General features: G+C 66.9%; 13 protein-coding genes. 10 read left to right on the forward strand and 3 right to left on the reverse strand.

What is annotated here, in order from left to right:
* The first annotated feature begins 50 nt into the window (after window positions 1-50).
* Window positions 51-896: an enoyl-CoA hydratase-related protein gene (locus ACH0CP_RS10700; RefSeq protein ID WP_406888808.1), complete on the forward strand. Its 846-nt coding sequence runs from the start codon at window positions 51-53 to the stop codon at window positions 894-896.
* A 4-nt stretch (window positions 897-900) separates the two neighbouring features.
* Here the strand turns inward: ACH0CP_RS10700 and ACH0CP_RS10705 are convergent, their stop codons facing one another.
* The 3 genes from ACH0CP_RS10705 to ACH0CP_RS10715 form a co-directional block, all read right to left on the reverse strand.
* A complete protein-coding gene (locus ACH0CP_RS10705; protein ID WP_406888806.1) occupies window positions 901-2,688 on the reverse strand; it encodes an AMP-dependent synthetase/ligase in 1,788 nt (595 codons plus the stop codon).
* Between the two features lie 71 nt (window positions 2,689-2,759).
* Window positions 2,760-4,484, reverse strand: coding sequence for a gamma-glutamyltransferase family protein (locus ACH0CP_RS10710; RefSeq protein WP_406888803.1), 1,725 nt, complete (start codon window positions 4,482-4,484; stop codon window positions 2,760-2,762).
* 32 nt (window positions 4,485-4,516) lie between these two features.
* Window positions 4,517-5,551, reverse strand: a complete 1,035-nt coding sequence (locus ACH0CP_RS10715; protein ID WP_406888801.1) for a quinone-dependent dihydroorotate dehydrogenase — start codon at window positions 5,549-5,551, stop codon at window positions 4,517-4,519.
* A gap of 244 nt (window positions 5,552-5,795) precedes the next feature.
* Between ACH0CP_RS10715 and ACH0CP_RS10720 the strand changes: the two genes are divergently transcribed.
* From ACH0CP_RS10720 to ACH0CP_RS10760, 9 genes are all read left to right on the forward strand, one after another.
* Entirely contained in the window at window positions 5,796-6,650 is an 855-nt protein-coding gene (locus tag ACH0CP_RS10720) for an AraC family transcriptional regulator (RefSeq protein WP_294441709.1), read from the forward strand.
* 90 nt (window positions 6,651-6,740) lie between these two features.
* A complete protein-coding gene (locus tag ACH0CP_RS10725; RefSeq protein ID WP_301090311.1) occupies window positions 6,741-7,202 on the forward strand; it encodes an SUF system Fe-S cluster assembly regulator in 462 nt (153 codons plus the stop codon).
* Between the two features lies 1 nt (window position 7,203).
* Window positions 7,204-8,667, forward strand: coding sequence for a Fe-S cluster assembly protein SufB (sufB, locus tag ACH0CP_RS10730; RefSeq protein WP_294441707.1), 1,464 nt, complete (start codon window positions 7,204-7,206; stop codon window positions 8,665-8,667).
* 69 nt (window positions 8,668-8,736) lie between these two features.
* Window positions 8,737-9,480: a Fe-S cluster assembly ATPase SufC gene (gene sufC / locus ACH0CP_RS10735; RefSeq protein WP_296219134.1), complete on the forward strand. Its 744-nt coding sequence runs from the start codon at window positions 8,737-8,739 to the stop codon at window positions 9,478-9,480.
* Complete coding sequence (locus ACH0CP_RS10740) at window positions 9,477-10,556, forward strand: SufD family Fe-S cluster assembly protein (protein ID WP_406888798.1); 1,080 nt, start codon at window positions 9,477-9,479, stop codon at window positions 10,554-10,556. The genes sufC and ACH0CP_RS10740 overlap by 4 nt, the downstream gene beginning before the upstream one ends.
* A complete protein-coding gene (locus tag ACH0CP_RS10745) occupies window positions 10,556-10,792 on the forward strand; it encodes a hypothetical protein (protein WP_406888796.1) in 237 nt (78 codons plus the stop codon). The genes ACH0CP_RS10740 and ACH0CP_RS10745 overlap by 1 nt, the downstream gene beginning before the upstream one ends.
* Entirely contained in the window at window positions 10,789-12,000 is a 1,212-nt protein-coding gene (locus tag ACH0CP_RS10750; protein ID WP_406888794.1) for a cysteine desulfurase, read from the forward strand. Before ACH0CP_RS10745 ends, ACH0CP_RS10750 begins: the two co-directional genes overlap by 4 nt.
* Window positions 11,997-12,482, forward strand: a complete 486-nt coding sequence (locus tag ACH0CP_RS10755; RefSeq protein ID WP_294441702.1) for an SUF system Fe-S cluster assembly protein — start codon at window positions 11,997-11,999, stop codon at window positions 12,480-12,482. The genes ACH0CP_RS10750 and ACH0CP_RS10755 overlap by 4 nt, the downstream gene beginning before the upstream one ends.
* Window positions 12,482-12,835 (forward strand): iron-sulfur cluster assembly accessory protein, encoded by a 354-nt coding sequence (locus tag ACH0CP_RS10760; protein WP_294441701.1) that lies wholly within the window; start codon window positions 12,482-12,484, stop codon window positions 12,833-12,835. The genes ACH0CP_RS10755 and ACH0CP_RS10760 overlap by 1 nt, the downstream gene beginning before the upstream one ends.
* Window positions 12,836-12,867: the final 32 nt, after the last annotated feature.

Below are 12,867 nucleotides of genomic sequence, written 5' to 3' on the forward strand. Positions count from 1 at the left end.
GTTATGCCGATCGCGACAAGCGGACGCCTTGATCCGCACGAGGAGAGCCGATGACCTTTGAACAGATCCGCTACACCACCGATGGTCCCGTCGCGACGATCACCCTCGCCAGGCCCGACAAGCTGAACGCCTACACCGCCATCATGGGCATTGAGCTTGCTGCCGCGATCCGTCAGGCGGGTGAGGACGATGACGTCCGCGTGATCGTGCTGACCGGTGAGGGCCGGGGCTTCTGCGCAGGCGCCGACATCTCCGGCGGCGCGGACAGCTTCGGCAGTGGCGGGCCGAACTTCGCCGCGGCTGACCGCCCGCGCGAGGAAGGTGGCGGGTTCGTCGGTGCCCTGTTCGAAAGCACCAAGCCGACGATAGCGGCGATCAACGGCGCCGCGGTCGGCGTTGGCGCGACGCTGACCCTGCCGTGCGACGTCCGCATCGCCGCCGACAGCGCCCGCTTCGGCTTCGTCTTCGCTCGCCGCGGCCTGGTGCCCGAGGCGGGCAGCGCCTGGTTTTTGCCGCAAATCGTGGGCCTGCCGCAGGCGCTGCGCTGGTGCCTGTCGGGCGCGATCTTCAATGCCGACGAGGCGCTGAAGGGAGGGTTGGTCAGCGAGGTCGTCCCGTCCGACGCGCTCCTTGCCCGCGCGCATGAAATCGCACGCGAGATCGCGGAGAATACTTCGCCGGTCTCGATCGCACTCACCCGCCAGATGCTGTGGCGCTTCGCCAGCGAGCCGTCGCCTGCCGGCGCGCTGAAGGTCGACGGCGGCTTTGCCATGGCGCTTGGCGCCGGGCCGGACGTGCGTGAAGGCGTCGCCGCCTTCCTCGAGAAGCGCGCGCCCGCGTTCCCCGGCCGGATCGCGACTGACATGCCCGCCGGCTATCCCTGGTGGGATCGCTGACGCTTCAGCCCTTGTAGAGCGCGTCGAGCCGTTCGCCGTACACATCCCTCAAGACGTGGCGGCGGATCTTTAGGCTCGGCGTCATCTGTTCATTCTCGATCGTGAACGGCCCGTCGGCGAGAATGAAGCGCCGCACCCGCTCGATCACCGAAAGCTCCTTGTTGGTCCGCTCGACCGCGTGGCTGATCGCGGCGCGATAGTCCGGATCCTCGGCTAGCGTCCGAAAGTCGCACTTTGTGCCAGTGGCGGCGCAGAATTCCTGGGTCCACTCGGGATCGGGCACGATCACTGCCACCATGTGCGGCCGGCGATCACCGGCGATCATCGCCTGCATGATCTCGGGCTGAAGGGTCAGCATCCCTTCCACCTTCTGCGGGGCGATATTGTCGCCCTTGTCGTTGATGATGAGGTCCTTCTTCCGATCGGTGATCTTGAGCCGGCCCGCCTCGTCGAAAATCCCGATATCGCCGGTATGCAGCCAGCCGTCGCGCAGCACGCGCGCGGATTCGGACGGGTTGCGCCAATAGCCGTGCATGACGAGCTCGCCGCGCACCAGGATCTCGCCATCCTCCGCGATCTGCACCTCGGTATGGGGAAGGGGCGGGCCGACACTGTCGACCGTCACGCCCGCCTTCGGCCGGTTGCACGAAATCACCGGCCCGGCCTCGGTCTGGCCATAGCCCTGCAGGAACATGATCCCGAGCGACTGGAAGAACAGGCCGACCTCGGGGGTCAGCGGCGCGCCCCCGGAAACCAGCGCCTTCATCCGTCCGCCGAAGCGCTTGGCGATCTTGGGCTTGAAGACGGTATCCACCATCAGCGCCTTTGGCCGGTCGATCAGCCGCAGCCGTCCCTCCGCCCGCTTCTCCCCGATGTCGAGCGCGGCGCCCAGCAGCCGCTGCGCCATGCCGCCCTGCTTGGCGATCCCCTTGCTGATCCGCGCCCGAAGCACCTCGAACAAGCGCGGCACGACGAACATGATCGTGGGCTGGGCCTCCTCCATGTTCGCCGCCAGTTTCTCCAGGCTTTCGGCGTAATATATCTGTCCGCCCATGCCGATCGGCAGGAACTGCCCTCCGGTGTGCTCGTAGGCGTGGCTGAGCGGCAGGAACGACAGGAACACTTCCTCGCCCCAGCCCAGGTCCTCGGAAATCACATCCGCGCAGCCTGCGACATTGTGCAGGATCGCGCCATGGTGCTGCATCACGCCGCGCGGCGCACCGCCGGTGCCGGAGGTATAGATGATGCAGGCGGTGTCGGACCGGGCGAAGGTCGCCTGCGCTGCGATCAGCTCGGGCTCGGCGGGATGATCGTCGATCAGCCCCTGCCAGTGGCAGCTGCGCACGCCCAGCGGACGCGGCCGCAGGTGCTCGATCGCGATGACCGTTTCGATATGCGTCGTGCGCAGCACCGCCTTCAGCAGCACGTCTGCCAGCTTCTGTGTCGAGACGATGACAGCACGCGCACCCGAATTCTCGATGATATGGGCGTGATCGCGCTCGGTGTTGGTGGTGTAGGTCGGCACGGTGATGCAGCCAGCCGCCATGATGGCGAGGTCGCTCAGGCACCATTCCGGCCGGTTCTCGCTCACCAGCATCACCCGATCGCCCGGCTGAAGCCCCTGTGCCTTCAGCGCCGTGGCAAGGCTCGCCACCTGGCGCGCCGCTTCGCCCCAGGTGGTCGGCTGCCACTCGCCGCCCTTCTTCGCCCACAGGAAAGGCTCGTCACGCTGCTCCGCGGCGCGGGTGAAGAACATCGTGACGAGGTTCGGAAAATGTTCGAGCCTGCGCATCTCAATCCCCTCTGGTCCTCCCGCCGGCTCGCGCGTTTCGCTCGCGCAGCTGTTTCGGGAAGCTTCTTATTCTATTCGCGCACCGCATTGCCGACGCCGCGTGGATCGGCAGCGCCGACCCAGCCAGCCGGCGTCTTTTCCGCCGCATTGGCCTTCAGCCCGAGCCGCCCGACCGTCACCTTGTGGCCCATCGCCTTCAGCGCCGGCTTCATCGCGGCTAGGCTCGTGCCCTGCTCCAGCACCACGCCGTCGCGGTTGAAGAAGATGAGGCCGAGGCCCAGCGCCTCGCGCGCCGGCAGCTTCCAGTCGACATGGGCGATGATCGCCTTTGCCACCTGCATGATGATTGTCTTGCCCCCGGCCGCGCCAACGGTGAACACCGGCGCGCCGCTCGCGTCATAGACGATCGTCGGCGCCATCGACGACAGCGGGCGCTTGCCCGGCTCCACCCGGTTCGCCACCGGCGCGCCGTCCCTCTCCGGCGCCAGCGTGAAGTCCGTCAGCTCGTTGTTGAGCACAAAGCCGTTGGCGATCAGCTGGCTGCCGAACGGCCCCTCGACCGTGGAGGTCATGGTCGCGATGTCGCCCGCGCGATCGATCGCGATGAAGTGCGTGGTGCTCGGCACTTCACGCTGCTCGGCCGCGGTTCGGTGCTGAGCGCCAGGGGGCGTGCCGGCCTCATAGGTGCCGAGTGCGCGCGTTTGCGAGATAAGGCCGGATCGCTCGGCGATGTAACCGCGGTCGATCAGCCCGGCGACCGGCACGTCGACAAAGTCGGGGTCACCCAGATACTTTTCGCGATCGGCATAAGCGAGCTGCATCGCCTCGGCGATCAGGTGCCAGCTTTCCGGCGAATCCTTGCCCAGCTTCTGAAGGTCGAACCGCTCGAGCATACCCAGAATCTGCAGCACAGTGGTTGCGCCCGACGACGGCGGCCCCATGCCGCACACCTTGTACGTGCGGTATGTGCCGCAAACGGGTGCGCGCTCCTTGGCCTGATAGGCAGCAAGGTCGGCCGTGGTCATCTTGCTCGGCGCCACCGACGTGGTGGTCACTGCGCTGATGATCGCCTTGGCGTTCTCGCCCGTATAGAAAGCGTCCGGTCCTTCCTTGGCCAACCGGCGCAGCAGCTTGCCGAGCGCCGGGTTCTTCACCGTCGCGCCTTCGACCAGCGGCTTGCCGTTCTGGGAGTAAAGTGCGGCGACTTGCGGGAAGCGCCCGCCGGCCGAGCCGGTCCCCGTCGATGCGCCGCCCTCCGGCCCGGCCACCGCCGTGGTGCCGCCAGCCCACAACGGGGCAAGATTGGTGCTCGCCGCCGCCATTGGGCGGGTTACGCTATAGCCGTTCTCGGCAAGCCGGATGGCGGGCGCGAACAGCGTCTTCCACGGCAGCTTGCCCCACTTCTTGGTCGCCAGCGCCATCAGGCGGATGTTGCCCGGCACGCCGACTGACTTTCCACCCGGGAACGCCTGGATGTGGGGCACTGGCTTGCCATCTGGCCCCAGGAAGAGTTCCGGCGTCGCCGCCATCGGCGCCGTCTCGCGCCCGTCGATCGTCTCCAGCGGGCCGGTCGCGCTTTGATGCAGCAGGAAGCCGCCGCCACCGATGCCGCTCGACTGCGGCTCGACAACGGTCAGCGCCAGCATCATCGCCATGGCGGCATCCGCCGCGGATCCGCCGGCGCGCAGGATTTCCTGCCCGGCAGCAGTGGCACGCGGGTCAGCAGAGGTAACCATGCCCTGCGCGAGGGCCGGAAGCGGGGTGATCAGCGCAGCAAGCGCCAGCAATCTCTTCATGCGGCGGAACCCTATCGGGGGCTTGCTGAACGTCAACCTAAGCCCACTGCCTCGCTCACCGAAGCGAAACCATCGCGCCGGAGCAGCGCGGCCAGATCCTTGAGGATACGCACCGGCAGCCCGGGTCCGGCATAGACCATCGCACTGTAGATCTGCACCAGGCTCGCCCCTGCGCGGATCCGGGCATAGGCTTCCGCGCCGCTGTCGATCCCCCCGACTGCGATCAGCGGGATCGCGCCGCCGGTCGCGCTGCGGAAATCCGCCAGTCGCTGGCGCGCAAGCGGGGCGAGCGGCCGGCCGGAAAGGCCTCCGGCCTCGCCGGCATGCTGCGAGCCGAGCGGCGGGCGCGAGACGGTGGTGTTGCCGATTATCAGCGCATCCAGCCGGTGCTCGATCACCGCGCGCGCAATGTCGTCGATCGCGCTCGGTTCCAGGTCCGGCGCCACTTTCAGGAACAGCGGCCTTGTGCCGGCCGCCAGTCGCGTCGCGCTCAGCAGATCGCGCAGCGCCGCGCCATGCTGCAGGTCGCGCAGCCCCGGTGTGTTGGGGGAACTCACGTTGATGGTCACGTAATCGGCGACCTTCGACGCCGCCGCTACGCCCGCGACGTAATCGGCGACGCGATCCTTGGCGTCCTTGTTCGCGCCTACGTTCAGGCCAAGCACGCCGCGCCGCTTGGCCGGGGCCGGCAGGCGCTCGATCGCCGCAGCGAGGCCGCCATTGTTGAAGCCCATGCGGTTGATCACGGCATGCTCCGGCACCAGGCGGAACAACCGCGGCTTCGGATTGCCCGGCTGGGGCAGGGGGGTAAGCGTCCCCACCTCGACCGCGCCGAAGCCAAGCGCGTGAAGGCCGGTCACCGCTTCACCATCCTTGTCCACACCCGCCGCGAGGCCCAGCGGGTTCGCGAAGTCGATCCCCGCCACACTCGTCCGCAGGATCGGATCGTCGACTGTCCTGCCGCCCGGCGCTCCGGCGCGTCCCCAGGCGGCAAGGCCGCGGATCGTCAGCCGGTGCGCGCGCTCGGCGTCCAGGGCGAAGAGGGCGGCGCGAAGTGGAAAGCTCATGGCTGCGCGCGGTGCCCGCAAAGCGCCTGCCGAATCAAGCGCTCACCGTCGCTGGCGCATTCGTTCAGGGTCATGTCGCATCCGTACAATACGCCGCCGCCAATTCAGGTTCTAACCGATGTGCGACCCGAAGGGCCCCCGTGGTGGGGGTTCTCCACTAAGGCTCGGCCGCTTCGGCGACCGAGCCGCTTTTCTTTTCGTAATGATACAGGTACCTTCGTCCTGTTGACGTAGGGCACGTATCATGACGGATGTTGCGTTGGACTATCGGGTGCCGCCCGAAGACCTTCAGCCTTACGTCACGCTTTTCTATCATTTTTGCGCAGACGTGCCGATGTTCGAGGATGTCGAGCGCGCGGATCATGCGCAACTTCGCTTCCGGCTGTCCCCCGGGACAGCTACCTACGACTTCCCCGATGGCTCGCGGCAGGATGCGCCCGCGCTTCATGTCGTCGGTGCCACGACGGGCGCGATTCGCACGCGCGCGGAAGGGCCGCTGCTGGTCGTCGGCATGGGGCTTCAGCCCGCCGGATGGGCCGCGCTGCTCGGGCTTGACGCCTCGACGATGCTCAACCGCGCGCTCGATGGCGTCGCGGCTTTCGGGCCGGCGATCGTAGAAGCCGCTGACCAGATGCGCGCCGCGGCGGACGTCGATGCGCGCGTCGCCATCGCCGCGTCGTTCGTGCGCCAGTCCATCACCGCCGCAGGCTCGCGCTGGCTCGCCTTCGCGCGTCAGGTCGATGCGTGGCTCGCCGGCAGCCCATCGCCCGATCTCGATGAGCTGGTCGCCGCGACCGGCCTGTCGCGCCGGCAAGTGGAAAGACGCTGCAATGCGCTCTACGGCGCGCCGCCCAAGGTGCTCGCCCGCAAGTACCGCGCGCTCCGTGCCGCCTCCGCGCTCAACAGCGGCAGCGCGACACTCGATGAGCTCCTCGCCGACGGCTTCTACGATCAGCCCCACCTTATCCGCGAGGTGAAGCGCTTCACCGGCATGACGCCGCGGCAGATGCGCGACCAGCCGGGGCTGCTCGCCCAGCTGACGATCAGCCAGCGCAACGCGCTGCATGGCCAGGTCCATCCGATCATCTCGGACACCTGAACTGCGCGCATCAAGGCGGTTGATTTCCGCCGCGCGCACGCCCATTTGGCAATCAGAACGAATTAGTCCGATTTGAGAACCGCTCGCAATATGCGTCTGTCCAGCCTTGCCGATTATGCCGTCGTCATGATGACGGCTGCGGCGCGCCATTGCGGCGGGCTGGCGCGCGTCAATGCGACCAGCCTTGCGCAGGAGACGGGCGTGCCGCTGCCGACCGCGCAGAAGCTGGTGAGCCGGCTGTCCTCCGCCGGACTGATCGAAAGCACGCGCGGCACGGGGGGCGGCTTCCGCCTGTCGAGGCCCCCGGCGACGATCACGCTGGCGGATATCATCGAGGCGGTGGAGGGGCCGATCGCGCTCACCACCTGCGTTGATACGGCGCAGCATGATTGCGTGCTCGACGGCAGTTGCCGCGTGAAGCCGCATTGGGCGGTTGTGAACAATGCGGTGCGCGGCGCGCTTGCCGGCATCACGCTCACCCAACTCGCCGCCACCACGCCGCTCGTCCCCGCCGAGGGACGCGCCATGACCGAAATGAAAGTGGACGCCTGACATGGCCACCAAGAACGCCGAGGCGCTCGCCGCGGTATCCAAGAAGTACGAATGGGGCTTCGCCACCGAGGTGGAGCAGGACTTCGCGCCCAAGGGGCTGAACGAAGACACCGTTCGCTATATCTCCGCCAAGAAGGGCGAGCCCGAGTGGATGCTCCACTGGCGGCTGAAGGCGTTCCGCAAATGGCTGACGATGGAATCGCCGGATTGGGCAAAGCTCAACATCCCGCCGATCGACTATCAGGACGCCTATTATTACGCGGAGCCCAAGCAGAAGAAGACGATCGCGTCTTTGGACGAGCTCGATCCGGAAATCCGCCGTACCTATGAAAAGCTGGGCATCCCGATCGCCGAGCAGGAAGTGCTCGCCGGCGTCGAGGGCGCGCGCAAGGTCGCGGTCGACGCGGTGTTTGACAGCGTCTCCGTCGCGACGACGTTCCGCGAGGAGCTGAAGGCGGCGGGCGTCATCTTCCTGTCGATCTCGGAAGCGATCCGCGAGTATCCGGAGCTGGTGAAGAAGTGGCTGGGCAAGGTCGTGCCGCAGCACGACAATTACTTCGCGACGCTGAACAGCGCGGTCTTTTCCGACGGGACGTTCGTGTACATTCCGGAGGGCGTGCGCTGCCCGATGGAGCTCAGCACCTATTTCCGCATCAATGCCGAGAATACCGGCCAGTTCGAGCGCACGCTGATCGTCGCCGACAAGGGTGCCTACGTGTCGTACCTCGAGGGCTGCACGGCCCCAATGCGCGACGAGAACCAGCTTCACGCCGCGGTGGTCGAACTGGTCGCGCTGGACGATGCCGAAATCAAATATTCGACGGTGCAGAACTGGTATCCGGGCGACGAGAACGGGCTGGGCGGCATCTACAATTTCGTCACCAAGCGCGCGCTGTGCCAGGGCAAGAACAGCAAGGTAAGCTGGACCCAGGTCGAGACCGGAAGCGCGGTCACCTGGAAGTATCCGAGCTGCGTGCTGCTGGGCGATGGCAGCGTCGGCGAGTTCTACTCGGTCGCGGTGACCAACAATCGCCAGCAGGCGGACACCGGCACCAAGATGATCCACCTCGGCAAGAACACCCGGTCGACCATCGTGTCGAAGGGGATCAGCGCGGGGCGTTCGGACAACACCTATCGCGGGCTGGTGCGCGTCGCGCCGACCGCTGAGGGCGTGCGCAACTTCACCCAGTGCGACAGCCTGCTGCTGGGCGACCAGTGCGGCGCGCACACCGTGCCTTATATCGAGGTGCGCAACCCTAGCGCGCAGATCGAGCATGAGGCGACGACGTCGAAGATCAGCGAGGACCAGCTGTTCTATGCGATGAGCCGCGGCCTCGATCAGGAAGCCGCCGTGGCGCTGATTGTCAACGGCTTCGCCCGTGAGGTGCTGCAGCAGTTGCCGATGGAATTCGCCGTCGAGGCGCAGAAGCTGCTCGGCATCAGCCTTGAGGGCTCCGTCGGATGATCGGCGCTTCCGTCACTCACCTTTTCGGGTCGGCCGCTCCGACCGCAACTTGCTCTGTTCGGAATGACCATGCTCAAGATTGAAAACCTCCACGCCGAGATTGACGGCAAGCCGATCCTCAAGGGCCTCAACCTCTCCGTGAATGCGGGTGAGATCCACGCGATCATGGGGCCAAATGGTGCCGGTAAGTCGACGCTCGGCTATGTTCTGGGCGGTCGCCCCGGCTATGAAGTGACCGAGGGCAGCGTGACCTTTGACGGGATCGACCTGCTCGAGCTGGAACCGCATGAGCGTGCCGCTGCCGGCGTGTTCCTCGGCTTCCAGTACCCGGTCGAGATTCCGGGCGTGTCGAACGTCCAGTTCCTGCGCGAGAGCCTGAACGCGCAGCGCGCGGGCCGTGGTGAGAAGCCGCTGTCGGGCGGCGAGTTCCTGAAGCTGGCGCGGGCGCAGGCCGATGCGCTCGGCCTCGATCAGGACATGCTGAAGCGCCCGGTCAACGTCGGTTTTTCCGGCGGCGAGAAGAAGCGCAACGAGATGGTGCAGATGGGGATCATCGATCCCAAGTTCGCGATCCTCGACGAGACCGACAGCGGCCTCGACATCGACGCGCTGCGCATCGTGGGCGACGGCATCAACCGCATCATGCGCAAGCCCGAAAAGGCCGTGCTGCTGATCACCCACTACCAGCGCCTGCTGGATTACGTGAAGCCGGACTTCGTTCATGTCCTGGCCGATGGCCGCATCACCCGGTCGGGCGGCGCGGAGCTCGCGCATCAGCTCGAGCGTGAGGGCTATGCGGAGGTCGCGGCGTGAGCGACGCCGTGCTTGATCTTCCCTCGGCCCGAGAGGAGGCCTGGCGCTGGGCCGATCTCGGCGGGCTGGCGGCGGCAGCGGCGCTCGCGCCGATCGCGGCGCCTGAGGCCGATTTCCTCGACCTGCCGGGTGCGAAGCTGCTGTTCATCGACGGCGTGCTTGATGAAGCCCGCAGCGACCTTCACCGGGTGACGATCGGCGCGCTTGGTGCGGACGATCACCCGCTCGGCCGCCGCGCCGGCGGCACCGGTTGGTCGCTCCAGCTCGATGCGCAGGCGGCTGCCGATCCGGTGCAGATCGTCCATGTCGCCACCGGGCAGCAGAACCACGTGCCGGCCGAGATCATCCTGGCCGACGATGCCGCGGCCGAGGTGGTGGAGACGTTCGTTGGTGCGGGGTGGCAGAACCGCTTTACCCGCACGCGGCTGGGCAAGGGCGCGCGGCTGATGCGCTCGGTGCGGCTGCTCCAGCCCGCCGGGTTCGTGTCCTTGCGCGAGGCGGCGGAGATCGGGGAGGCGGCGAGCCTCGTCTCTGTGTTCCTGGGTGCCGGTGGGCAGGGGAGCCGGATCGACGCGCAGCTGACCATGGCGGGCGACGGCGCCTTTGCTGAATATGGCGGCGCGCTGCTGACGTCGGCTGACCAGAAGCAGGAATGTGCGGTGCGCGTGAACCATGCGCATCCCAATGGTTCCTCGCGGCAGGTGTGGCGCGCGGTCGCGGCGGATCGCTCGCAGGTCAGCCTGGCAGCGGCGGTCGAGGTGGCGCGCCATGCGCAGAAGACCGACGGCGAGCAGAGCCTGCGCGGCTTGCTGCTCGATCGCACCGCGACGGTAAACCTGAAGCCCGAGCTGGAGATCTTTGCCGATGACGTGAAGTGCGCGCATGGCGCGACGGTTGGCGAGCTCGACCAGCGCGCGATGTTCTACATGCAGAGCCGCGGCATCCCGCGGGCGCGTGCCGAGGCAATCCTGACGCGGGCGTTCGTCGCCGACGCGCTGGAGCGGATCGGCGACGAGACGGTGCGCGCGGCGTTCGAGGCGGACGCCGATGCCTGGCTCGAGGCGGCGCTGGATTGATGGACCAATCGCTCACCCCGTTCGTCCCGAGCGCGGTCGAGGGGGCGGCCGCGGGCGCATCGCTGGCCGCACGTTCCACGACGATGCTGGGAAGGAACGCGGTGGGTGCCGGTCTCGTCCCGGGCCTGTCCTACGCGCGCTTCATCTGTCAGCGTCCCCCTATGTTCGTCGCATCCCCAATGTTGAGAAAAACGCGCCAGCGCCTCAACTTCCTCAACATTCGCGAGGTCGCATGACCGTTCTCGCCACTGCCCGCCCACTCGATGTGCTTGCCGATTTTCCGGCGATTCCCGCGGGTTGGGCCTATCTCGATACCGCCGCGACGGCGCAGAAGCCGCGCCCCGTGATCGACGCGATCACGCGCGGCTATGACACCACCTATGCCACCGTCCATCGCGGCGTGTACCAGCGGTCGGCGGACATGACGCTGGCCTATGAGGCCGCGCGTCGCCGCGTCGCCGGCTTCATCGGCGGGGACGAAGGCGAGATCGTCTTCGTTCGCGGCGCCACGGAGGGGATCAACCTCGTCGCGCAATGCTGGGCGGAGACCCAGCTGAAGTCGGGCGACCGGATCCTCCTGTCGGCACTGGAGCATCATTCGAACATCGTCCCGTGGCAGATGGTCGCCGAGCGTGTCGGCGCCGCGATCGACGTCGTGCCGCTGACCGCCGATCATCGCATCGATCTCGATGCCATGGCCGCGATGCTGACGCCGGCGCACAAGCTGGTCGCGCTGGCTCATGTGTCGAACGTGTTGGGATCGGTGCTGGACGCGAAACGCGCGGCCGCGCTTGCGCACGGCGTCGGTGCGAAAATCCTGATCGATGGCTGCCAGGCCGTGCCGCGCATGCCGGTCGACGTCGTCGATCTCGATTGCGACTTCTACGTCTTTTCCGCGCACAAGCTGTACGGCCCGACAGGCCTTGGCGTGCTGTGGGGCCGGGCGGAACTGCTCGATGCGATGCCCCCCTATCAGGGGGGCGGATCGATGATCGACCGCGTGACCTTCGCGAAGACGACCTACGCCCCGGCCCCGACGCGCTTCGAGGCGGGAACGCCGCATATCGTCGGCGCGCTCGGCCTCCGTGCAGCGATCGATTATGTCGAGGGCATCGGTCTCGACCGCATCCATGCACATGAGACAGCGCTGGTCCGCCAGGCGCGCGAGGCACTGTCCGCGATCAACTCCGTGCGCCTGTTTGGGCCGGAGGACAGCGCCGGGATCGTCTCCTTCTCCATCGAGGGGGTGCATCCGCACGACATCGGCACCATCTTGGACGAGGCGAAGGTCGCGATCCGCGCCGGCCATCATTGCGCGCAGCCGCTGATGGAGACGCTGGGCGTCGAGGCGACCGCTCGCGCGAGCTTCGGCGTCTATAACGGGCCGGCCGATGTCGAGGCGTTGGCAAAAGGTATTGAACGAGTGACGAGGATCTTCGGATGAGCAGCGAACCGATCCGGGTTGAGGAAGTCGAGGCGGAAACCAAGCCGCCCCGCGCCCGCGTGGAGGATGCGGTGGAAACGCCCGCCGAGAGCGTCACTGAGACCTTCGCTCGCAAGCGCGACTACCTCGAAGGCTTTCTGGCGCAGAAGCCGGGAGGTGAGCGGGCGCATGAGCCGGGCGGCGCGCTCTACGAGGCGGTGATCGATGCGCTGAAGGAGATCTACGATCCCGAAATCCCGGTGAACATCTACGAACTGGGCCTCATCTATAATGTCGAAGTGACGGACGACGGTCACGCCGTGGTCACCATGACGCTGACGACGCCGCACTGCCCGGTCGCCGAATCCATGCCGGCTGAGGTTGAGCTTCGCGTCGGATCGGTGCCGGGGATCGCGATCGTCGATGTGAACCTCGTGTGGGATCCGCCGTGGGATCCGGCCAAGATGTCCGACGAGGCTCGGCTCGAACTGGGGATGTTGTGATGGCGACGACTGTTCGTGAGCGGCCCGCGGCGCTGATCCTCACCGACACGGCCAAGGCCCGCATCGCCGCGCTGATGGCGACGGCGCCGGAGGGCGCCATCGGGGTGAAGCTCTCGACGCCGCGGCGCGGCTGTTCGGGCCTCGCCTACTCCGTCGACTATGTGACGGAGGCCAAGCCGTTCGACGAGAAGATCGAGACGGAGGGCGGTACGCTCTTCGTCGATGGCGGCTCGATCCTGTACCTCATCGGATCGACGATGGATTGGGTGGAGGACGATTTCACCGCCGGTTTCGTCTTCAACAATCCGAATGCGAAGGGCGCCTGCGGCTGCGGTGAGAGCTTCACCGTCTGATCACGGTACCAAACGGTCGGTTGCGGTGCAGC

This window comes from Sphingomonas sp. 179-I 2A4 NHS, from assembly GCF_045369135.1.
GTDB lineage: Bacteria > Pseudomonadota > Alphaproteobacteria > Sphingomonadales > Sphingomonadaceae > Sphingomonas.